The 23,752-nt window shown below is 39.6% G+C and carries 15 protein-coding genes; 14 read left to right on the forward strand and 1 reads right to left on the reverse strand.

Annotated features, from left to right (window positions below):
• The 7 genes from G7092_RS03045 to G7092_RS03075 all read left to right on the forward strand — a co-directional run bounded on the left by G7092_RS03045 (position 1) and on the right by G7092_RS03075 (position 8,000).
• Complete coding sequence (locus G7092_RS03045) at positions 1 to 945, forward strand: SGBP N-terminal domain-containing protein (RefSeq protein WP_166086059.1); 945 nt, start codon at positions 1 to 3, stop codon at positions 943 to 945.
• 78 nt (positions 946 to 1,023) lie between these two features.
• Entirely contained in the window at positions 1,024 to 1,650 is a 627-nt protein-coding gene (locus G7092_RS03050) for a hypothetical protein (RefSeq protein WP_166086061.1), read from the forward strand.
• 80 nt (positions 1,651 to 1,730) lie between these two features.
• Positions 1,731 to 2,684 (forward strand): SGBP N-terminal domain-containing protein, encoded by a 954-nt coding sequence (locus G7092_RS03055; protein WP_166086063.1) that lies wholly within the window; start codon positions 1,731 to 1,733, stop codon positions 2,682 to 2,684.
• Between the two features lie 74 nt (positions 2,685 to 2,758).
• Positions 2,759 to 3,745 carry a helix-turn-helix transcriptional regulator gene (locus G7092_RS03060; protein WP_166086065.1) on the forward strand — a complete coding sequence of 329 codons (987 nt, stop codon included), beginning with the start codon at positions 2,759 to 2,761 and terminating at the stop codon, positions 3,743 to 3,745.
• A 200-nt stretch (positions 3,746 to 3,945) separates the two neighbouring features.
• Positions 3,946 to 4,677 (forward strand): LytR/AlgR family response regulator transcription factor, encoded by a 732-nt coding sequence (locus G7092_RS03065; protein WP_166086068.1) that lies wholly within the window; start codon positions 3,946 to 3,948, stop codon positions 4,675 to 4,677.
• 210 nt (positions 4,678 to 4,887) lie between these two features.
• Complete coding sequence (aqpZ, locus tag G7092_RS03070) at positions 4,888 to 5,595, forward strand: aquaporin Z (protein ID WP_166086070.1); 708 nt, start codon at positions 4,888 to 4,890, stop codon at positions 5,593 to 5,595.
• 275 nt (positions 5,596 to 5,870) lie between these two features.
• Positions 5,871 to 8,000: a hybrid sensor histidine kinase/response regulator gene (locus G7092_RS03075; protein ID WP_166086073.1), complete on the forward strand. Its 2,130-nt coding sequence runs from the start codon at positions 5,871 to 5,873 to the stop codon at positions 7,998 to 8,000.
• Between the two features lie 97 nt (positions 8,001 to 8,097).
• On the opposite strand, the gene G7092_RS03080 is transcribed toward G7092_RS03075, so the two are convergent.
• The gene (locus tag G7092_RS03080) at positions 8,098 to 9,723 is read right to left on the reverse strand and encodes a capsule assembly Wzi family protein (RefSeq protein ID WP_166086075.1); all 1,626 of its coding nucleotides are present in this window, start codon (positions 9,721 to 9,723) and stop codon (positions 8,098 to 8,100) included.
• Between the two features lie 374 nt (positions 9,724 to 10,097).
• On the opposite strand from G7092_RS03080, the gene G7092_RS03085 reads away from it, so the two are divergent.
• The 7 genes from G7092_RS03085 to G7092_RS03115 all read left to right on the forward strand — a co-directional run bounded on the left by G7092_RS03085 (position 10,098) and on the right by G7092_RS03115 (position 23,615).
• Positions 10,098 to 13,115, forward strand: a complete 3,018-nt coding sequence (locus G7092_RS03085; protein ID WP_166086077.1) for a glycosyltransferase family 117 protein — start codon at positions 10,098 to 10,100, stop codon at positions 13,113 to 13,115.
• A gap of 464 nt (positions 13,116 to 13,579) precedes the next feature.
• Positions 13,580 to 14,818 (forward strand): Pycsar system effector family protein, encoded by a 1,239-nt coding sequence (locus G7092_RS03090; RefSeq protein WP_166086079.1) that lies wholly within the window; start codon positions 13,580 to 13,582, stop codon positions 14,816 to 14,818.
• Positions 14,819 to 14,843: 25 nt separating this feature from the next.
• Positions 14,844 to 16,889: a polyphosphate kinase 1 gene (ppk1, locus tag G7092_RS03095; RefSeq protein WP_166086081.1), complete on the forward strand. Its 2,046-nt coding sequence runs from the start codon at positions 14,844 to 14,846 to the stop codon at positions 16,887 to 16,889.
• A 10-nt stretch (positions 16,890 to 16,899) separates the two neighbouring features.
• Positions 16,900 to 17,769, forward strand: a complete 870-nt coding sequence (locus tag G7092_RS03100; protein ID WP_317169982.1) for an SdiA-regulated domain-containing protein — start codon at positions 16,900 to 16,902, stop codon at positions 17,767 to 17,769.
• A gap of 3 nt (positions 17,770 to 17,772) precedes the next feature.
• On the forward strand, positions 17,773 to 18,396 hold the full coding sequence (locus G7092_RS03105; RefSeq protein ID WP_166086083.1) for a phosphatase PAP2 family protein: 624 nt from the start codon (positions 17,773 to 17,775) through the stop codon (positions 18,394 to 18,396).
• A 224-nt stretch (positions 18,397 to 18,620) separates the two neighbouring features.
• Positions 18,621 to 20,975 carry a GAF domain-containing protein gene (locus tag G7092_RS03110; protein ID WP_166086085.1) on the forward strand — a complete coding sequence of 785 codons (2,355 nt, stop codon included), beginning with the start codon at positions 18,621 to 18,623 and terminating at the stop codon, positions 20,973 to 20,975.
• Positions 20,976 to 21,026: 51 nt separating this feature from the next.
• The gene (locus G7092_RS03115) at positions 21,027 to 23,615 is read left to right on the forward strand and encodes a BamA/TamA family outer membrane protein (protein ID WP_166086087.1); all 2,589 of its coding nucleotides are present in this window, start codon (positions 21,027 to 21,029) and stop codon (positions 23,613 to 23,615) included.
• Positions 23,616 to 23,752 lie beyond the last annotated feature (137 nt).

Genomic DNA, 23,752 nt, shown 5'->3' on the forward strand with positions numbered 1-23,752 from the left:
ATGAAACTTAAATTTATACATTTTCTTACGTTTATTGTATTAGCGGCGGCTTTTGTATCGTGCAAAAAAACGGAGGAACTGCCCGCCTTGCCTAAAAGCAGTATTATTACTTATAAAGTAGTTAACCTGCCAGATACGGTTATTTATGGGGCTGTTGATCAGTTAGATAAATCCATAACGGTTTACATACCCTATTTTTATAATCTAACGGTGATTGATCCGGAGATATCAGTTTCTGATGGTGCCAGTATAACAGAAAAAGTTGGGCCCTTTTTAATCAGTACAACTAATATAAAGTACACTGTAAAAGGAGCCGATGGAACCAGTACTACTTATACAGTTAAAGTGGTACAGCAAAATCCCCCATCGCTAACCATTAACTGGGCCGACGATCAGTATACAGAAACCAGTCCTGCTATGTATCTGCCAATTATTTTGGGCGATTTTCACAGCTCAAACAGTGGTGGGGTAAAAACTACTATTACGCACACTAAAACAGGCAAGGCGATCACCCTGCTTAACCCGGTTATTCAGCCTTCAGGTAATCTTTATAGTCTTAATGCCCAGATTCCTGCCGATGCAGATACAGGTTCTTATAATGTAAAAGTGGACTTTTTAGGGAATACCGCCACCTTAAAGAAGCCCTTGCATATAAAATATATACAACCGGCGGTGGTAATGACCTATCAGGAAGCTAAGCAAGGTGAAAACATTACATTTTTAGCCGACCAATCTGTTTTTATCAATCTAAAATCGGTCAAAGTAACGGTTAATAACAATACTTATGATCTCCCTGTGGTGAGTTATACACCGCAAACGATGATACTTAAAATACCAGACAATTTCCCGGTGGGCGACTATTTCTATACAGCCGCTTTCAGTTTTGAGTTTCAGGGATGGGACACTGTTAACAGGATCGGCATGTTGAATGTCCACCCCAAATAAATCAAGGTTATACTGCCTGGCGTACGAAGGCATTTAACATATATACAATTAATCAATTCACACTTTAATTACATTATCATGAAAATCAATTTCTTAAACGGATTAAAATCAGGTTTGGCAGTAGTTGCCATTGCAGTATTGGCGGTTTCTTGCTCAAAAGATAAAGGCGCGGCCCCTGCAAGTTCAGAAGCTGCCGCCAATTCCAAACTATCGGTTAATGCAGTACCCGTTAGTAATACTTATACTGTAACCGGCAGATATGGTAACCCGGCATCCGGACCGGCTGTTTATGGTTCGGTATATGTTAACCTTGCTAATGGGGCACAGGATACTACAGCTTCATTTCCTGGAGTAAATGCCATATTTACCGGCACCAACAATTCGGTGATACAAGTACCAAGCGGTTACACCCTTAAATTTTTATATAATACCAGCAAAACATTCGCTTCTTTAAAGATCAGTGATTTTGCAGCAGCGGCAGTAGCCAGTGTTGGTCGTAACACTTCAACTACCGCTACGCCAAATGGCTGGTACAATTATGTTATTCCTGCAGGTGTAACTCCAATTTCTGGTGTGTATTTACTGATCACTCCAACTACAGGTAACAGCTATGCACTGCAAATTACAGGAGCTGTTGGTCAGGGATCTGCAACCAGCAACAGAGGTGTTTACACTATTAAAACCGGTGTTATTAACAACCTTTAATTTAATCACTGGGCAAGCCAAATACGGCTTGCCCTTTTATCAAAACAGGGTTAGCCCTAATAAAATTTAACATTTGACTAATGATCTACTTTAAATTCCGCGCAGGCTTTATCAACGCTTATATTTTGGTGCTTACAATTGCCGCAGTATTAGCATTTTCATCCTGCAAAAAAGAATCTGTTAAATATCCGTATAATGATATAGAGCGGTTTACGATCAAAGACGCAAATGGCGCAGAGTTGAAGGCAAGTATTGAAAATAATAATATCATACTTTATTACCCCCCTTTTCAAACCGTTCCAGACTTTATAACCCCTGCTATAGTGGTATCAGAAAAGTCGGTAGTTGAGCCTGCTTCGGGCGCCAGGGTGGCGTTTAAAGATGGGGTCACTTTTAAAGTAAAAGCGCAGGACGGCAGCACTAAAACATATGTGCTTAAACGCTATATCAATGCGCCAGCACCGCAATTTGAAGCAAATACCGACGCTAAAATTGGCGATTATATACAGCTTACCGGTGAATTTATGATACCAGACACTAACCGTACAAAACTGTACCTGGTTGACAAGAACAATAAAGAAATTAAGGTACAGGGTTCAGCATTTGAAAACTTTACGGCATCGGGGCTCAACGCTTTATTACCCGCTACCATTGATACCGGTATTTATAAAATAAAATTGCTTACGGATGGACAACCGCTGATAAAAAATAATTTTCATATAGCTCCACCATTTTTGAAGATACTGATATCGCCAAACATGACAACAGTGAAGCGTGGTGCTGAACTTATTTTAGTAAGTTCCGATAACTCGCTGAAATACTATAAAAATAATATAGACAGGATGACTGTATATGTCGACCTGCGAAACTCAAAGGATGTTACTATAACAAGTGTAACGGATAGTGAGATCAGATTGCGCATCCCTGCCGATTTTCCATTGATAAATATTCAATACGCGGGGTTATATTTTAAAAACAACCCCGAAGTACTGTATATAAGCCAGGAAGGCAACGGGGTACAAGTAACGGAATAACACAACACCTACATATATCTATGAAAACATAGCCTGCATCCAATAGGGTGCGGGCTATAAAGTTAAATTATCACATGCACATCAAATCAAAAATAGAAGGTTTTGAAGATTGGTTGTTTATAGAAGAACTGCCCGACAGCTATAACGTACAAACGCCGCTGGCCGAAAAAAGTATGACCATTAAACGGCCACCGGTAAACCAGTTTTCAAATCATATGATTAGTTCAGGTGGTTTGTTCCTGATGAACGTGCATATGCAGTTTAATGAGCCAGCCAGCATCCTGTTTGAGATTGAAGGCGAAACCGTAACCTCGCAGTTTATATTTTATGAGCAAAAACAAGCTATGGATGATAAGCAGCGCACCAAAAAAATGCGGGGAGGGGCAAGGCATAATATTCGCTATATACCCTCGTTGTCTGGCAGGTATGAACTGCAGCCTGATGTGGTTTACAACTATTTTCTGATAGTGCTGTCAAAAGAATATTATTTTCATCTTATTAACCAGGATTCGTTGTTGCATGCCGATTTTGTACAGGAGATCAAGAACGGAAAATATACCTCCATATCGGCGCAGGACTTGTTAGTGTCGCACGAGATGAAGCAAACCATAAACGATATTGTAGAATGTAAACGTGCCGGCGAACTCAAACGTCTTCACACCGAATCAAAAATATTGGAGCTGCTGATGCTTCAGATGGAACAGCTGCAGAATGACCAGCACGATGAAGTACGAAAGTATACCAATCTGGAGCAGGAAAAGATAGAGCAGGCCCGTGATATTTTAGATCAGGATTTTGCAAACCCTCCGGTACTGCCGGTTTTATCAAGAATGGTATCCCTAAATGAGTTTAAACTAAAACGTGGTTTTAAAGCTTATTTCGGCACTACTATTTATGGTTATGTTACCAGGCTGAAGATGGAACGCGCCCGGCACCTGCTTGTTGATCAAAAAATGACTATCAGGGAAGTAACTTATGAGGTTGGTTTTAAGCATCAGTCGCACCTGTCAGAGGCCTTTAAAAAGTACTTCGGGATATTGCCAAGTGAAATAAGGAGTTAAAAAATAGTGCAGGTGCAGCAATTTAGTTTACCCTGACCGGCATACTATTGTTTCTTGTTGCATTATTTTTTACCATAATGGGGAATAATGTACACGCTTTTTGATTATTCCTGTATGTTGTATGGCTTCACGTATAGGTGGCATGAAAGGACTTTCCTATGGTCTGAATTTTGCCTTGATTAGCTCATATTCAGAAGCCTATGTCGATTGATTGTATAATTGTTGATGACGATGAAGGGGGGCTTTTCTACCTTCGGAGTCTTGTTGACAATACCTCGTTTTTAAAACTCTTATCATTTTATACCGATCCTGCCGAGGCTTTATTAGCTATAGAAAGCCAAATCCCAAAGCTTGTTTTTCTGGATATTCATATGCCCGGGTTCAATGGCCTTGAGTTGGCCCGTATTATCAATGAACGTATGGGTATTGATGCGCCCCGTATCATTTTCACTACTGGATTTGAGCATTTTGCCATAGAAGCTTATAAGGTAAATGCGCTTGATTATCTGCTTAAACCAATTGAATATGATGCTTTTGTGAGGGCAGTTTATAAGGCCAAAGCAGATATTGATAACGACAGGCAATTGCAGATCACTGCAGATTACACAGAACACGATTTTATTTTTTTACGGGTTGAGTATGAATTGGTAAAGATTTATTTGAAAAACATACTTTATATTGAAGGATTTAAGGATTATGTAAAGGTTTATGTAACCAATGCCGATGGCTATATAAAATCATTAACCACCATGAAAAACCTGGAAGAAAAATTAAAAACCGGGGCATTTATGAGGGTACATCGTTCTTTTATTGTGTCGTTGGATAAAATTGACAGTGTTACCAGAAGCACTATCCGGTTTGGAAAAATATTGATACCTGTTAGCGAACAATACCGTGAACCCTTTAAAAAGTTTATTGATAAGTGGTTTTAACTCTATCTCCTGGTTCTAAACTTTTGTCGACAAGATGTGGGTATCTGTCGAAACTATTTAACATTAGATTTAAAACTTATTTTATTTGATGCGGATTTGCAATATAACAATGCGTAGCTTTATAATAACTATGCACAGGTTATTATAATTGAACCAAAGTTGCAGTTTAGTTATTATATACCTGATCCTTTAACCTAATTTATAATTCACATGGAAACAAGCACTTTTTCAAAATTTTCTGCCGAATTTTTCGGTACACTCGTATTGGTTTTGATGGGCTGTGGCAGCGCGGTAATTGCCGGTGCCAATGGCTCAACTGGTGTTGGTTTGTTGGGTATTTCTTTTGCTTTTGGTTTATCGGTTGTGGCAATGGCTTATGCTATTGGTCATATATCAGGTTGCCATATTAATCCGGCCATTTCCATAGGTATGGTTGTTGCCGGCCGAATGAAAGCAAATGAAGCGGTTATTTACATTATTGCGCAGGTATTAGGCGCTATTGCCGGTGCTGGCATCTTATTGCTCATTGCATCCGGTAAAGATGGATATAGTGTAGCAGCTAATGGTTTAGGGCAAAACGGTTATGATGCTTTTTCGCCCGGTCATTACAATTTAGTATCTGGTTTTATTGCCGAAACTGTTTTTACCTTCATCTTTCTGCTGGTAATTTTTGGTTCAACATCTACCAAAAATATACATGGTGGTTTCGCCGGTCTGTCAATAGGTTTAAGCCTGGTGCTTATCCATATAGTTGGTATCATGGTTACCGGTGTATCGGTAAATCCGGCACGGAGTATTGGCCCGGCATTACTGGTAGGTGGGGCCGCCATTAGCCAGTTATGGTTATTTATTGTAGCACCTATACTAGGAGCCATATTAAGCGCTGCGGTGTGGCGTATTATATTGGAAAGAAAATAATATTACAAAGCACACAACCAGGTTAGCAGGTATATTCCTGTTTAACCTGGTTTTATAGCGTTACCTTTTTACCATGTGTATGAGTTATGCATGGCTTCATCATGCTCCTTTCTGATTTTCGTTTATGAGCTGTATTTTTATCTAATTATTTATATTTTAAACTTATTCTTACATTAGGTTAAAAATATACATCTCAAGGCTTTAATAAATGCTATTATTACCTTTAATTTTGCCAATTAAATATCGGCATCATAGTTGCTTAGCATTTAGCTTTAATGAAATCTACATATACTCAAAAAATCTCGAGGAAGATCATGCTGGCGTTTTTGGCATTGATCATTATCCTGGCTATCATCGCGCTTTTTGTACGTAATTCTATTTCCAATAAATTACAGGATCTTTCCAAATTAGCTCATGACGTTGAATACGATCAATCAAAACCACAGCAGGCCTTACTATTATTACACGAGGCCGAGGATGATTTCCAGGAGTCGTTATTAAGCACTGATGACGAAAAGAGCAAGGCTTATAAAATCAAGCTATCAGAAGCATTTAACCTGATTGATACCCTGCTTAAAGACCATGCTAATATGCCGGGTTTAAGCGAAGAACAACATCAAAAAGTGTTGTACTGGCACGCTAAAAAGTTAGAACTATCGGTTAAGTTATATGACCTTAAGCATAATTTTGATTCCCTGCTTACCGTTTATGCCGATTTTAATGAAGCTACCGGTAAAGAACCGGCCAGTATCAGTATCAATAACGGCCCCAGGAAAAAAAGTATTGAAAACAAAACCGACACTATAAAAAAAGATATTGTTGGCAAAAAGAAAGGCCTTTTTGGGCGAATCAAAGATGCTATCGTTAATAAAAACAGCAATACCTCTTCCAGTATTATTGTAGTTAATCATAGCCGGACAAATTTATTGGTTGATTCAGCAACCCGCAAGGTTGCTTACCGCGATAAAAAGAGTTATAATCAAAAGTTAAAACAGCTGCAGGAACGGAATATCAAACTGCTGGCCACACAAAAAGATTTAATATCGCTTAACATCCGTATCCGTAACGAACTGGAAAACATTATAAATGGTGTAAAGGATATCAATTATAACATCGCCAATGAGTTTAAGGGGATGACATTTAAAAGCTACCAGGAAACCACCCGGTTAATAAATAATTTTTACCTGGCGGCCCTTTTCCTGGTATTGATATTTGCCGCGTTGCTCATTGTATTTATACTTAAATTGGGAGTATCTGAAACCTTGCTGCGACAGGAAAATGAACGATCGGTTACTATTGCCCAGCAAAAGATGGATCTGCTGCAACACATGAGCCATGAAATCCGAAATCCACTCACAGCTATAAAAGGCTTTCTGTATATATTCAGCCAAACCAATCTGTCGCCCCGGCAAACGGATATGCTGGGCTCCATCAGGCTTTCGTCTGATATGCTGTTGCGCACATTGAATGATACGCTTGATGCCGCTAAAATGGAGAACAGCGAGTTTAAGATCAACCGTGATCCTTTCAATACCGATTTTGTATTGAAAGAGGTGATTGAAAGCATGGAGTTCAGCGCCACTAAAAAGAAGCTAAGTCTGGATTATCATTTTGAAGGCGATAAGAACGCCCTGGTTTTAGGCGATAGTTTCAGACTTAAGCAGGTGATGGTTAATTTGCTAAGCAATGCTATTAAGTATACTAATACAGGCGGTGTTACAGTAAAAGCTTCCCTGATATCGGTCAATAAGGAAAGCAGACTGGTTGTTGATATTACCGATACCGGTGCAGGTATCAGCCAGGAGCAGCAGGCCAATCTTTTCTCTAAATATTATCAAACCAGCTCGGCAAAAGGTCAAACCGGTACAGGGCTTGGGCTTTATATCTGTAAACAACTGGTTCAACTGCAAAACGGGCAAATCAGTGTAAAAAGTGTTGCCGGCAAAGGGAGCACATTTAGCTTTTATATACCTTATGAAGCCGGTAGTGTTGCCATTGACAAGCAAAAAATAGATGATCCGCTATCGTTACTCAATGGAATCAGTATCCTTGCTGTAGACGACAATGAGCTAAGTTTGATGTTCCTGAAAATGATGACCAGTAAGTGGAATATTAAATTTTACCAGGCTAATAATGGAGAAAGCGCCCTGGATACATTGGCCAAAGAAGCTATTACCGTTATATTAACCGATATTCAGATGCCTATGATGGATGGTCACGAACTTATTGCAGCTATCAGGCAATTAAAAGCTCCTTTAAATAAAGTACCGGTTATAGCAATCAGCGGTACTTCAAAACCATCGGATGCCGAGAAACTATCTAAAAAAGGATTTTCGGGTTTTGTGACCAAACCATTTGCCGAGGCTGAACTGGTAAGGCAGATCATCAGCGCGCTGAAATTGTAAATTTGGTTGGTATAAAGTAGTTAGTATCAAGTACCAAGACTTTGATTCAAAAACGTTATTTTCAATGGTCTTGATACTAACTACTTGATACTTGTCTCTAAAAGTCGTGGTATAAATTCCGGAAGCCGCTTTTTACCCCAAAGGTAACCAGGGTAGTTTTGTTATCATTCAAGGCATTTTTTTCTTGCCTGTATATACCACCTATTTCAATGCGCAGATTTGTTTTAGGGTTTACCAGAAACGATACGGTACCTTCGCCATAATAAAGTTGAGTGCTGATACCTTGTCCAATAGCCGGAGTTGGGTTAGGGTTAACCGGATATGGCTTGGTTAGTAACTTTCCGTTGTTGTCTGTGGCGTTAGCATCAAGTCCGTATTTACCATAATCAAGCTGACCCTGGAAATCGAACCGGCCGATAGAGTAGTTGACGATACCCAAAAACTCTCTGAAATTGGCTCCAAAAGGATGGGCAAGCGGATCGCCAAAAAAAGTATAATTATTAAGCGTATTGCTATTGGTATAAGTATATGGTTTTACGGTATTAAACTCAAAAAGATAATTTAACCGGTTAACCTTAAAAATATCGGCTCCGCGGATACCCAATTGTATACCATTAGTATTATCGAGGTTATTGCCCGAAAAGAAATTGTTGAATTTAAACTTATCAAGCAGTAATTGGCCATAAATGGCCGTTTTGTCAAATATCTTATACTTACCTGTAAAACCCATAAATACATTATCCTTGGGTGACCCTGACGATCCTAAGCCGCTGGAGAATACTAATGGATTGATAAAGTTTACATCAAAACCCCGTCTGTTTCCCTGATCATCCGCTTCAGGCGTAATCAGCGCGTTGAAGAAACCCAATGATACACGGTTACTTACATTCCAGTCTACATAATGAAACAGGGCCCATTTACGCCTGTTACTTCCCAATTCATCAAATTTAGGTGCTTTCAAATCTTCCAGATACGCCCAGGCCATCATATACTGCACACTTCCAAGGTTAGCGGTAAGTCTTAACAAGGGCATATTTGCAGCATAATCTGATAATAACAATGACCTATAGCCATCGCCTACAAACATTTTATCCTGACCCAAAGTAATGTTCAATTGCTTTATAGGCGTGTAAGAAGCTATGGCGGTAACGTACGACCAATCCTGCGAGTTACGGGCCTGGCCGATATAATTACGGGCATAAGCCTGACCTGGTATAAAACCATTGGCATTTACAACATCGTTATAATAAGTCGGAAATTTGCCCTGGTCTTCAAAGCCGCTGGTGTAAAACGAGAATTTGGTACCTACAGTACCTCCAAATTGAAAACCCCGCGAATTTAAATAGGTTGATCGTTTACCGGAAAAATCTCTTCCAAGTTGTAAATCTGCAATAACATCCCCGTAAAAAGTATAATCTTTAGTTTGTACGTCGAACAAATGCTCATTAAACAATTTGCGGCTAAACCATGTTTTACGTTGATCGCTTACACCTATATTCATCACAGAATCATAAGTGCGGTTGATGAGGCTATCAATCAAAAAAGGACGTAGGGACGTGTGAAAAGAGCTTTTTGTGCTATATATATCACCATTGAATTTTTGATAAAGCAGGTAGGATTGTGGCAGATAAACAGCTTGTGCATTACTAGTCTGAACCGAAAGGAGGAGTACCCCAGCTAACAAAAATAATTTTATTGATTGAAAGAAGTAGAGTTTTTGCATCGTTACAAAGTAAGCATTATTTATATTAACATGAAAATTGGATAAGCTTATTGACTAAGGAAATAATACCTTATTTGTTTTTACAAAATAACATAATTAATAATTGAGCTTTGATTTTTTGACTAAAGATTATTGTGGCAGGAATTTTTTAACAGGGCCTTAATTACCCCAAATATATGATCGGGCGGTAGCGTTACAAAGATCAGATACAAGAGGGGCAAAGAAAGAATTCTTACTCTTTGCGCTCAAAACCTTTACGCTATTGATTGTAAAAGTTAATTTATGTTAAATTTGGTAGCGCGGAATTGTTTTTTTTAAATAAGCTATAAAAATCATGATATTTGCGCGCGCTAAAAACCCATACTATATATTAAATGCAATACAAAAAAATCAATAATCTTTTAGGCTGGCTTTGCTTTGTTATAGCTTCTGTGACCTACATTTTAACATTGGAGCCCTCCGTAAGTTTTTGGGATTGCGGCGAATTTATTTCATGCGCCTACCGTTTACAGGTAGCCCATCAGCCTGGTTACCCTGTTTTTGCCATGTTGGGTAAATTATTTTCGTTGTTATCATTCGGCGACAATACCAAGGTGCCTTATTTTACCAATTTAGGTTCGGCGGTAGCTAGTGGAGCTACGATCATGTTCCTGTTTTGGACGATAACCGCCCTGGCCAAAAAAATGCTTTTGAATAAACGCGATGATGTAGTTGAGCAATCAAACCTGATTCTGATTATGGGAGCAGGCCTGGTTGGTGCGTTGGCTTTTACCTATACCGATACCTTTTGGTTTTCGGCGGTCGAAACCATCGTATTTGCCCTGTCATCACTGTGTACCGCTATTGTATTTTGGGCCATATTAAAGTGGGATGCCCATGCCGATGAAAAAGGAGCCGATAAATGGCTGGTTTTTATAGCTTATGTTATAGGCTTATCTATTGGTATCCACTTGCTTAACTTATTAACCATTCCGGCTATAGCCATGGTGTACTTCTTCCGCAGGAGTAAAAATATTACCGTTAAAAATGGCATCCTGGCATTTTTAGCAGGTGTAGTTATCCTGGGGCTGGTACAATACGGTATTAGGGGATATACTATAAAGTTTGCAGCCTATTTTGACCTTTTCTTTGTAAACTCACTGGGCTTAGGTTTTGGCACCGGCGCATTTTTCTTTATATTACTTATTGTTGTGGCGCTTGTAGGCGGTATTATATATAGTATCCGCGCTAAAAAGCCAACGCTTAACCTGGCTTTATTATGTGTGGCCTTTATTTACTTTGGCTATGCTGCTTTTGCCTATATACCTATCAGGGCTACTGCAAACCCCGATCTGAATAACTCGCACCCAGACAATGCCTTTACACTTTACGGTTACTTAAATCGTATCCAATACGGCGAAACCCCTTTATTGAGCGGCCCATATTATGATGCTACCGTTACCGATCAGAAAGAAGGCAGCATCATTTATCGTAAAGGAAAAACGCAATATGAAAATGCCGGTAAAAAGATCGAGACCGAATACAGCCATACTACGCCATTCCCGCGTATGTACAGTACCGAACCCAATGATGTTCAGTTCTATAAAGAGTGGTTGCGTATTCCTGATGGCCAGGCGCCGGGCTTTGGTGATAACCTGAAATTTATGGCCACCTGGCAAATGTACCAGATGTACTGGCGTTATTTTCTTTGGAACTTTGTAGGTCGTACTAATGATGCCGACGGCCAAACCAGTATGGTGGGTGTCGACGGTAACTGGACTACGGGTCTTTTTGATAAAAACTTACCCAAATCGGTAACCAAAGGAACAACCTATACACCGCTATATGCCCTTCCGCTCCTTATTGGTTTAATAGGTGCTTTTTATCACCTTAACCGTAAAAAGAAGGATGCGCTTATTGTATTGCTTTTATTCTTCTTTACGGGGCTTGCTATTGTGCTGTATGTTAATCAGCCATCCATACAGCCGCGTGAGCGTGATTATTCATACGTGGGTTCCTTTTATGCCTTTGCCATTTGGATAGGGCTGGGCGTTATTGCCATTGCCGAATTTGCCCGTAAATACATCAATGCCAATACAGCTGCTATAGGATCAACTGTTATCTGTTTATTGTTAGCGCCGGTATTGCTGGCCAGCAAAGAATGGAAAAATCATGACCGTTCCACCAAATGGACTGCGCATGATATGGCTTATAACTACCTGATATCGTGCCCTCCAAATGCCATATTATTTACTTATGGCGATAATGATACCTATTCGTTATGGTATGATCAGGAGGTAGAAGGTATCCGTCCGGATGTGCGTATAGTTAACCTGAGCTTGTTTACCGGCGATTGGTACATCCGTCAGATGCAGGGAAAAATGAATCAATCAGAACCATTGCCTATCACCATGCCTTATGATAAATATAAGGAAGGAGTGAGGGATGTTATTTATTATAACGACCAGAAAATAGCCGGTCCGGTAGAAGTAAAAGAGGTATTTGATTTTATATCCTCAGATAACCGGGCTGCGCAGGTGCAATATCAAAGCGGCGACTGGGGTAACTATTTACCAACCAAAAACTTTAAAATCACTATTGATCCTGATGAGGTCATTAAAAATGGTGTAGTTACAGCCGATCAAAAAGATAAGCTGGCTAAAGTGATGGACTGGAAATTCACATCAAACTACGTTACTAAAGATAACCTGGCGATGCTGGATATTTTGGCCCATAACCATTGGAAAAGACCCATTTGCTTTACCACTACCATTGGTAACGACAACCTGATTGGTTTACAGCCTTATTTATATAAAGAGGGCTTTACCTACCACCTGATCCCTTTTCAAAAAGACACCACCAAACGCGATCAGTTAGGCAAAACCAATACCATGGTGATGTATAACAACATCATGAACAAATTTAAATTCGGCAACTTTAAAAATGCCCGTTATCTGGATCATGAGTCAACATCGATGTTTTACCCGGTAATGGCTTCTACGTTTATCGATCTGATACAAAACCTGATGCAGGAAGGTCATAACGATCTGGCTTTGAAAGCCCTGCATAAATATGATCAGGAAATGCCCGATATTACACCGTATATTGATGTAGCCGGTCGTAAATTATTCCTGGCTCAACTGGCATTTCAGCTTAATGACGTAGTTTTAGGCAAAAGGCTTACCAATAGCATTGATGATTACGTTACCGATCAGTTGGATTACAACTATCATCTGCTGGGTGATAATTCAAGCAGTGTAAATATGCGCGACGTGCAGATCAGCTTACAATTGCTAAACGGCATAGCCGATTTTACCAAGGAAAATAAACAAACCGATATCAATAAAAAGGTATCGGCCCAATTGAATGATTATATGAAAAAGTTTGCCCCTATCTTAGGCAGCGGGCAATAATCCATTTTCAAGCTATAAAAAGAAGCCATCTCATTTTGTGGGATGGCTTTTTTATTTTCCACCGTGATCAGGTGTTTTATATGGCTATTTATTTTAGTATATTTGTGAGTACAACGGCCTTGTTTTCTTTTACCAGAAAGCAAGGCCGTTTTGTTAAGAGATAAAACGGTACAAAAATAGATTGTTTGGTTTGTAATTATTTTATTTTCAAATGTTTAATACTTTTTAAACTTTTCAAAACACATCAAAACCGTGCTGGAATTTGTTAAAAAGTGTTAAAATGAAGGTTTTTCGAACGATTTTCAGCAGTTTTTTCCTCGTTTTCGGATCGAAAAATGTTAAAATTTAAGGTTTAAAAAGTTTTCAAACCGGTACATCAAATAATATCTGAGGAACATTTAATAGCCTGCCGGAAATATTAAATTTTAAAATAAATTTGATTACTTTAACCATAAAAAGCTATCATGAAATTTCAACAGTTGTTAGAAGAGGTAAAACATGAGGTCATATCATATTTTGATGAGCATCATGATCCCGAACTTGCATACCATAATCTTAAACATACAAAAGACGTAGTTGCTGCTGCTACCCAGATTGCCAATCATTATCAACTGTCTGACGAGGATTTCTTTATAGTACTATCAGCAGCGTGGTTTCATGACACCGGTTACTTTGTTGATAAGAGTAACCATGAGGTAAAAAGCAGCGAGAATGCAACCCATTTTCTGAAAAAGCAAAAAGTAGATAACGCGGTGATTGATAAGGTAAATGCCTGTATTATGGCTACCGAAATGCCGCAGAAACCAACCAATTTACTTGAAGAAATTTTGTGTGATGCCGATCTGTTTCACCTGGGAACCGATGATTTCAGGGAAAAAAGCAAAATGATGCGCAAAGAGCTGGAAGCCTGCAGGCACATAGAAATTAATAAGGATACCTGGCGGGCAGGCAATATTGAGCTATTACAATCGCATCATTATTTTACTGATTATTGCCGCTTGTTATTGAATAACCAGAAGCAAAAAAACCTGGACAGATTAATGGAAAAACAAACCGACGTGGAAGAAAAAGCCGAAAAAAAGGAAAAATCTGAAGGTGAAAAAGCAACTGAAATTGACCATGTTGAAGCAGCAGTTGCTAAAGAAGAGCAAGATCATCACGATAAAAAACATAAAAGCGATAAACCCGAAAGAGGTATCGAAACCATGTTTCGTATAAGCTCGGCAAACCACCAACGTTTGAGTGATATGGCTGATAATAAGGCTCATATTATGATCACGGTTAACTCCATCATCTTGTCGGCCATTATTAGTTTGGTATTGCGTAAGCTGGATGAACACTCCAACCTGTTGATCCCTACGTTTATGCTGCTTTCGGTAAGCTTAACTACCATGATATTCTCTATCTTATCTACGCGGCCATCAATACCCCAGGGTGTTTTTTCGCCCGAGGATATCGAGAAAAAGACGGTCAACCTACTTTTCTTTGGTAATTTTTACCGGATGTCGCTAAATGATTACAGCGATGGCATGGTAAAAATGATGGATGATAAAGATTTTTTATACGGTAGTCTTATCCGCGATAATTATTCACAGGGTGTTGTGCTGGGCAAAAAATACCGGCTGTTGCGGGTTTCCTATAATGTATTCATGTTCGGTCTCATTATTTCGGTAGTCGCGTTCCTGATCTCATCATTGATATAATCTGCAAAACAAAACATCTGCTTTTATGGATCATTATTCATTTTTTGACAGGGATCTGAGTTGGTTGCTATTTAACGGGCGCATCTTATTGGAGGCTGAAAAGGAAGATCTGCCTCTGATGGAAAGAGTGAATTTTCTTTCAATATTTTCTTCAAACCTGGATGAGTTTTACCGGGTAAGGATGCCTGTTATATTGGCTGTTAATAAACTGGCTAAAGGTGCCGCACACGAAAAAGAAGACGTTTTACTGGAGGCCCAGCAACTGATTGAGAGGCAGCAGCAAAAGTTTGGTGAGGTATTTACTGGCAGGTTGATACCTTTGCTCAAACAAAATAAGGTAAACCTGTTGTTCAATGAGCCACTTCCAGAAGTGATTCAGGATAAAGTAACCGACTACTTTTTTAGCCAGGTGATGGCCTTCCTGCAACCTGTTGATCTTTCCGAAACCGGTAAAAAATTCTTTCCCGAAAATAATCGTTTATATTTCCTAATTACGCAGGAGATAGAGGACAAAAAGGAAAAGACAATATTGCTTAATATACCTTCTAATCAGCTGCCCCGTTTTTATAGCTTATCGGCAGATGATCAGCAGTATATCATATTTCTGGATGATATTATCAGGTATAATCTTGATAGACTATTTACCAATGAGGCTGTAAGCGGTTGCTATAGCTTTAAAATAACCCGTGATGCCGAACTTGATCTGAAAGATGAGTATCATGGCGACCTCTCTGAGCAGATCGAAAAACAGTTGCTCAAAAGAGATATGGGTATGGCCACCCGGTTTTTACACCAGCCTGGCATCCCGTTGCGTACGTTACATTCCATAACCGAAAAGCTGGGCTTGCAGGGTTCTAGCGTAGTAGAGGGAGGCGTATACCATAATTTGAAGGATCTGATGGGACTGCCCGTAAATTTACCTGCTTTGCGTTATACCCGATGGCCTCCAATCGTTAATACGGGTTTGATAGGTAAAGAGTCTTTATTTGATCATATTGCAGATCATGACCATATCTTTCATGCACCTTATCAATCGTACAACAGTATACTGCGTTTTTTTAATGAGGCAGCCATTGATAAGGACGTGCAGGAAATATCAGTAACCCTGTACCGTGTAGCCAGTGATTCCCGCATCGTGAACGCGCTTATCAGCGCGGCTTGCAATGGCAAAAAGGTGAAGGTAATGGTGGAGCTCAAGGCCCGCTTCGACGAAGCCAATAATATCAAATGGGCCAAAAAAATGAAGGCCGCCGGTGTCGAGATCATTTATAGCGATAAGGCATTAAAGGTACACGCCAAAATCGCTTTGATCAAAAGATTGGTCAACGGTCGCATAAAATATGCCGGGCTGCTGGCCACTGGTAACTTTAATGAAAGCACCGCAGCTTTTTATACCGATCATATTTTGATGACAGCCAATCCGGCTCTGCTACGTGAAATGGAACTGCTGTTTATGTTCCTGGGTAAAAAGGCCAAAACGTCCGAAGGGTATCCTATCGATTTTAAGCATTTGCTGGTTGCCCAGTTTAACTTACAGCAACGCTTTATCGAGCTGATTGACCGGGAGATAGGCAACGTAAAAAAAGGTTTAAAAGGAGCTATCACCATCAAACTGAATAATCTGGAAGAGCGCATACTGATCTCCAAATTATATGAGGCATCACAGGCCGGTGTGAAAATATCGCTCATTGTACGGAGTATTTGCTGTATTATACCTGGCGTTAAAGGGATGAGTGAGAACATTACCGTACGCCGTATTGTTGACAGATACCTGGAACACGGAAGGATATTTATTTTTCATAACAATAATGAACCAGAGGTTTTCCTGGGTTCGGCCGATTGGATGAACCGTAATATTTACCGGCGTATAGAAGTATGTTTCCCGGTTTATGACCCGGGTATCAGGGCTGAGATCATGCAGATCATCGATTTGCAGTTAAATGATAATGTACAGGCGGTAATGCTTAACGAAGAGCTGCAAAATATAAGCATCGAAAAACATGAACCCCTGATACAATCACAGCGGGATATTTACGGGTTTTTAAAGCATAAAACGGATGGAGAAGCTTAAAAATAACAACGTGAAGAGAAAGATTGTTGCTTTGATCATGATGGCAATTGGCAGCGTCGCGGTATTTTTAGGCATATCCTGCGCCAATAAACCAGAAGTGATAGCCAATCCCAAAGGCTATGATCTGAGCAAACCGGTAAAATATAACATGCACATTAATTTAACCGAGATCTCGGGCATTGCTTTCAGGCATGGTAAAAGTGATTCGTTATATGCCGAGGAGGATGAGAATGGCAATGTATATTATTTGAAATTAGGTGATAAAAAGGTAAGTGAAAGTCGTTTTGCCAAATCTGGCGATTATGAAGATATCGCCATTTGTAATAATTACATGATCATCTTAAGAAGCGACGGCACACTGTTTACTTTCCCGTTTAACCAGGTAAGGAATAAAGAAATTCAGGGGGTGAAAAAAATAAAGGATATGGTGCCAACGGGCGAGTACGAAGGAATGTATGCTGATGAAAAAACAAATCGCCTGTATATACTTTGTAAAAATTGCGATGACGATAAGCGTAAGGTAAGTAGTGGTTATATTTTACAACTGCAAAGTGATGGAACTACAAAACCGGCTGGTGGTTTTAGTATAAATGTAAAAACCATTGAGCAGCAGCTAACTGGTAAAAAGAAAGGCGCGTTTCGCCCATCGGCCCTGGCTAAAAATTTAAATACCAACGAATGGTATGTGCTTTCGTCGGTTAATAAAGTGCTGGTGGTTACCGATGCTTCCTGGAATGTTAAAAACGTTTATCCGCTGAAGCCCCAATTATTTAACCAGCCCGAGGGTATTGCATTTGATGACCATAACAATCTTTATATATCTAACGAAGGCGATCTGGTTACCGCAGGTAACGTATTGAAATTTAACTATACAAAGTAATTAATGATAAAAGACAAAAGGCTTTTCCTGTTTTTTATATGGCTGTTTGTCTTTATAAATCCTGGGCATAGTTTAGCACAAAATCTTGATGTTGATATTTTAAAAAGTATTAATCCAAGATATCCAACTTCTCTTTATTGGCGCAATACCAGTAATTCGGCATATTATGTTGCCGGTGCTGCATCATTTGGTACCTTAATTTATGGCTTTGCAAGCAATAACGCCACTATAAAACGTAATGCCAGCGAAACCTTTATCAATTTGGGTGCAAGTGTATTGATTACCCAACTTATAAAAGTAGGAGTTAACCGTACCCGTCCGGCTGACCGGTACCCAGATGAGATATTTGTTAATAGTCCCACCCATAATTATTCTTTCCCTTCGGGGCATACTAGTTTGGCCTTCGCAACGGCAACAACATTATCTATGCAGTATAAAAAATGGTATGTAACGGTTCCCGCCTATGCCTGGGCATCGTCAGTAGCTTATTCAAGGATGTATTTGGGTAAACATTATCCTACAGATGTGCTGGCCGGCGCAGCCGTAGGCATTGGTACAAGCTTAGCAGGGCATTGGTTTAATCAAAAGCTGTTTAAGCAGTACCAGAAACCCAAAAAATATGATTAGATTAATACTATGGTTTTGATAGTAAGGATAATACAGGTTGTTTAATTACAAATCTGTTACTTACAAAAGCTATTGTTAGTTATAACTTTGACATGGCAAATGCATTTTTGAGTGTTGAGACAAACAGGGCCCAACAAAAAGATGAATGTGCCAAACTAAAGGAAGATAGTACCCGTATCTTTCAACAGTTTTTAAATTTTTAACAGGGTAATTTTATAACAATAATGCACACTGAAGTTTTAAATATAAATAAGGATGACTGTTTTTTATGCCAGGTAGATACCTGCTTGTCATTTAATCCGTTTGTGGAGCATTTGAAGGAACGTATACAAACCGAAAAAACACTAAAAAGTGAGTTTTATAAGTATGTATTAAATAAATTTGAGACTGACACCTGTATAGATCTGGATATGCACCCCGAAGATGCCGAAAAGTACCGGGAAATGCTTGAGTTGATTTATAGTATACTTACTCCTCCCATTTTAAATGAAAAAGAGTTTTTTTGGGCCCTGAGTACACCCGTCCCCGAAAAAATATTCTTTAGTACAGATGCTTTTTTTGATTTTCACTCCAGTCACCATTCAGGCTTACACTCTGTAAATATGAGCCAGGGTGAGCTGTTTAGTCAACGACAGAAACGATTTATATACAACCTGATACTGGAGCGTTTATACGGCTTTTCAACGGTATCAAAAAATGAACTGGTATTTGCTTATTCTGATCCTGAAACCGGGCTTTCAAGATATTATAACATCCAGACCAACACTCAATTTGTAAATATAAAATTGCTTGGTGATCTGCCTAAAATCAATTTCGACACCATTGAACCTTATATCAATAATTACGAAGGAATAGAGGTTTTAGAAGATATATTGCCGCTTACCAATTTTAAGTTTGAGGGTTTTAGCGTGATAACCCTCACCGATATAACGCTACCTCATGCTATAGAGAGCATCCGTAATGAATTGGTTAATCATTCTAATAACGAAATTGATCAGTACGATTTGATCATCGACTCCTTAAAGACGCTTTCTGAAAACCCTGCTATTGAGTTTGGTTTATTGCCATTTTTAACGGTTAATAACAAACTTATATTTGATACCAATGAATGCTCACAAAGTGTGCTTATCTCATCGGCCAAGGAATTTAGTCTGGCCGAAGAAACATTTTATGCCATTACCGATGATTATAAGCTAAACCCGAAACCCGTATTTTTTAGATCACTGACGGACGAGAAGGTATCCAAACATCCTTTTCTTAATGTTTTAAGGCAGGCAGGTATTAAGTCGTATGGTATCTTCCCGGTTTATTACAATAAAGCGGTAGCGGGTATTATGGAAGTATATTCCTACCAGGAAATTGTGTTATATGAAAAGCTGTTGTCTAAATTGCAGGCAGCTATTCCATTAGTGGCTCAGTTGCTGCAAAATAGTATAGATCAGTTTACCTTCCGCATAGAAAGCATTATCAAAGATAAATTCACCTCGCTGCAACCTTCTGTTCAATGGAAATTTAATGAGGTAGCCTGGAACTATTTGCGGAAAAGTAACCGGAAAAAAAGAAATCAGGAAATAGAGACCATAGTTTTTGAGGATGTGTATCCTTTATTTGGTGCGGTTGATATTCGTAACTCCACTATCGAGCGTAATAGCGCTTTGCAGGAAGATCTGAAATCCCTGCTCACCATGATTATGGAGACGCTGACGATATTAAAAAAACATATTCATCTGACATTGACCGACAGGCTGATCTATAAATGTGAAGAGTGGCTGGAGAAAGTGAACGGGTTTATTACCACCAATGATGAGTTGATGCTTGATAGTTTTCTGAATGATGAAGTAAACCCCTTTCTTGATCATTTTCGGAAAAATTATCCTAATGAAAAAGAAGTGATCGACCGCTATTTTGATTCTCTGGGTCAGGAAAATGGCTTGTCTTATACTAACAGACGAAACCTGGAAGCTTCCATGCAACTCATCAATACTTCCATCAATCATTATCTGGAACAAGCGCAGGAAGAAGTACAGGGGTCATACCCGTGCTACTTTGAAAAGTTCCGGACGGATGGCGTCGAATACGATATTTATATAGGGCAATCCATTGCTCCCGAAAAGATGTTTGATGTATTGTATCTAAAAAATATACGTTTGTGGCAGCTTAAATCAATGGCCGAAATTGCCCGCCTCACTCATGGACTAACCGAACAGCTTTCCAGGCCATTACAAACTACACAGCTGATATTTATACACTCAAATCCTATCGACATCAGTTTCAGAAATGATGAAAGACGCTTTGATGTGGAAGGCGCCTATAATATCAGGTACGAGGTGGTCAAAAAACGCATCGATAAGGTTTTAATAGCCGGAACTATAGAACGACTAACCCAGCCCGGCAAAATTGCCATGGTTTATTTTAACCAGACAGAAGCAACCGAATACCTGGAGTACATTAAATACCTGCAGGAAGAGAATATACTGCTGGATGACCTGGAACAACTTGAGTTGGAAGAATTACAGGGTGTTACCGGTTTAAAAGCGCTTAGGGTAGGGGTTAATTGCGAAATAGCTTTAGAAAAATAAAACTATTTTGTAATATGCAATGGTTCAACTATTGCTAAACAAAACCATATCATGCGTTCTGCTAAAAACGTGTTTAAATTATTATTCCTGTTTTTAACGGGACTTGCCCTGTTACGTCCGCAAAGCTTAAAAGCGCAGGTAACAGGCGATAGTATAAAACTGGCTATTGAACCCACCTATAATGATGTAAGTAAAACCCACCGGTTTTTTCTGGGTGAAAATTACCGGAAGCTTTGGGCTGCACCGGTTAAATTACCCATATTTCATATTTCTACGGAAAAAGGCGGCCTGAAAATTTTGCAAAAGGGCGGAGGGCAGCAAACCAAGTCACTGCGTTTGCAGGATCCTACGGGGCAGCAATGGGTATTGCGTACCATTCAAAAATATCCTGAAAAAGGATTGCCGGCTGATCTCAGGCCTACTGTCGCTAAAGATATATTGCAGGATCAGGTATCGGCGGCGCATCCCTTTTCGGCCCTTACGGTACAGCCATTAGCCCAGGCGTTAGATGTTCCGCATTCTAACCCAAAAATAGTTTATGTGCCCGACGACCCCGCATTGGGTGATTACCGGAAGGACTTTGCCAACCAGGTTTTTTTATTTGAAGAGCGGGAACCCCTTGATGCCGACAAAACCGATAATACCCCAAAAGTGCAGCGAAAATTGCAGGAGGATAACGACAACCGGGTTGATGAAAAGACGGTTTTAAGGGCACGCCTGCTGGATATGCTCCTGGGCGATTGGGACAGACATGAGGATCAATGGCGCTGGGAAAAGATAGATGGCAAACACGAAACTGTTTATGAGCCCGTACCGCGCGACCGCGACCAGGTATATTACAAAACATCGGGCGTATTACCCTGGATAGTGGCCCATCAATGGTTAAAATCAAAATTCCAGGGTTATAGTAACGAAATCAGGGATATTAACGGTTGGAATTTTAATGCCAGGTATTTTGACCGCTACTTTTTAAACCAATTGAGTGAAGATGACTGGAAGGAGCAGATCAGCTTTGTACAATCAAAATTAACTGACGAATTGATCAACAAGGCTATGAAACTGATGCCCGATACCATTTATCAACTCTCGGGTAAGGAGATAGCCAGTAAGATGATAGCCCGTAGGAATGGGCTTGCCAAGCAGGCCCTGGAGTATTATCGTTTTATATCGCGCGAAGTAGAAATTCCGGCGAGTGATAAAACAGATCAATTCACTATCCATAATGAATCGAATGGCGATTTAACCGTAACGGTTAACAAGATCAAAAAAAATGGGAGTGTTGATAAAGTAACCTATCACCGTACATTTACACCCACGGTAACCCAAGAGGTTAGGCTGTATGGTTTTGCCGGTGATGACGTTTTTTCGGTTACCGGTAGCCGGCCTTCACCCATAAAAGTACGTATGGTTGGCGGAGATGGAATGGACAGTTTTGCGGTGAACGATAGTTTACATAATAAACGCAATCTATACATCTATGATCGTTCAGACCAACAGAATAAATTACCGCTGCCATCCCAGGCGAAAAATAAAACATCTACTGATTCTACGGTAAATAGCTACGATAAAACCAGCTATAAATTTGACCGATTTGAGCCTATTATTTTAGCTAATTATAGTAATGATATTGGGATATTGCTTATCGGAGGCTTTTCATATGAAAAACATGGTTTCCGGAAAGAGCCTTATTCTTTCAGGGAAGAGTTTTTAACCAATTATTCACTCGAACGGAAATCGTTATTATTTACTTATGTGGCAGAGTGGAAAAAGCTGATTGGTAATAATGATTTTGGCATTAATATATTATCGCGGGGGCCAAATAACCTCAGTAACTTTTTTGGAATAGGCAACAATACGGTTTTTGAAAATAAAGGAGATCATCAAATATCCTATTACCGTAACCGGTATGATTATGTTACCGGTGATGTTTCCTTACATCACACCTATGGTAACTGGCGCATAAGCGCGGGTATAGCCGGGCAGTTTTATAATAGTCAGGCATCAAACAACGATGAGCGTTTTTTGAATGACTATAACCAGGCCTATCCAAATGAAAAAGTATTCGGCACCAAGGTTTATGGAGGAGTAATAGCAAATGCGAAACTGGATACCCGTAACAAATTGATTATACCCACGCAGGGTGTCTTGTGGAATACAACCATAAGTGGGTTTTCTGGTGGTGGCTCAGGTAGCCGCAATACGTATGGACAGATCCTGTCTGAGTTTAGTTTTTATTTAAACCCTGATAGGGATTCCGTGCTGGTGATAGCTAACCGTACAGGCTTGGGTACAACAGTGGGTGACGCGGCATATTTTCAGTTGATGAAGCTGGGCGGCGCGCAAAACTTCCGTGGTTTCCATACCAACAGGTTTACTGGTAAAACCATTGCCTACAATAATCTGGAGCTCCGGTTAAAAGTGCTCGACTTTAGCTCATACCTGTTACCTGGCTCCTTGGGCATCATTGGCTTTAACGATGTAGGACGCGTTTGGCAACCAGGCGAATCCTCCAACCAGTGGCACGATGGCTATGGAGGCGGTATCTACCTGATACCGGCTCAATTAGTTTTGATTGAAGGGGTAGTTGGTTTCTCAAAAGAGGGAGCGTTGCCTTATATATCGATAGGGTTTAGATTTTAAATAGACGTTCTCAGACTTACGAAGTTTTTAAAACTTCGTAAGTCTTTCTTCCATCATTTTATAAAATACTAAGAGAATAAAAGCAGATAGTATTTGAGTTATATCAGCTATGAGTTGGCGCTTATTCCGTAATATTT

Source organism: Mucilaginibacter inviolabilis (assembly GCF_011089895.1).
GTDB classification, from domain to species: domain Bacteria; phylum Bacteroidota; class Bacteroidia; order Sphingobacteriales; family Sphingobacteriaceae; genus Mucilaginibacter; species Mucilaginibacter inviolabilis.

Bases quoted from the DNA above. Each gene is read 5' to 3' on its own strand.
- G7092_RS03080 (WP_166086075.1), bottom strand. From the start codon at position 9,723: ATGCAAAAACTCTACTTCTTTCAATCAATAAAATTATTTTTGTTAGCT.
- G7092_RS03060 (WP_166086065.1), top strand. From the start codon at position 2,759: ATGCACATCAAATCAAAAATAGAAGGTTTTGAAGATTGGTTGTTTATA.
- G7092_RS03110 (WP_166086085.1), top strand. From the start codon at position 18,621: ATGCACACTGAAGTTTTAAATATAAATAAGGATGACTGTTTTTTATGC.
- G7092_RS03050 (WP_166086061.1), top strand. From the start codon at position 1,024: ATGAAAATCAATTTCTTAAACGGATTAAAATCAGGTTTGGCAGTAGTT.
- ppk1 (WP_166086081.1), top strand. From the start codon at position 14,844: ATGGATCATTATTCATTTTTTGACAGGGATCTGAGTTGGTTGCTATTT.
- G7092_RS03085 (WP_166086077.1), top strand. From the start codon at position 10,098: ATGCAATACAAAAAAATCAATAATCTTTTAGGCTGGCTTTGCTTTGTT.
- G7092_RS03045 (WP_166086059.1), top strand. From the start codon at position 1: ATGAAACTTAAATTTATACATTTTCTTACGTTTATTGTATTAGCGGCG.
- aqpZ (WP_166086070.1), top strand. From the start codon at position 4,888: ATGGAAACAAGCACTTTTTCAAAATTTTCTGCCGAATTTTTCGGTACA.
- G7092_RS03090 (WP_166086079.1), top strand. From the start codon at position 13,580: ATGAAATTTCAACAGTTGTTAGAAGAGGTAAAACATGAGGTCATATCA.
- G7092_RS03115 (WP_166086087.1), top strand. From the start codon at position 21,027: ATGCGTTCTGCTAAAAACGTGTTTAAATTATTATTCCTGTTTTTAACG.
- G7092_RS03065 (WP_166086068.1), top strand. From the start codon at position 3,946: ATGTCGATTGATTGTATAATTGTTGATGACGATGAAGGGGGGCTTTTC.
- G7092_RS03055 (WP_166086063.1), top strand. From the start codon at position 1,731: ATGATCTACTTTAAATTCCGCGCAGGCTTTATCAACGCTTATATTTTG.
- G7092_RS03105 (WP_166086083.1), top strand. From the start codon at position 17,773: ATGATAAAAGACAAAAGGCTTTTCCTGTTTTTTATATGGCTGTTTGTC.
- G7092_RS03075 (WP_166086073.1), top strand. From the start codon at position 5,871: ATGAAATCTACATATACTCAAAAAATCTCGAGGAAGATCATGCTGGCG.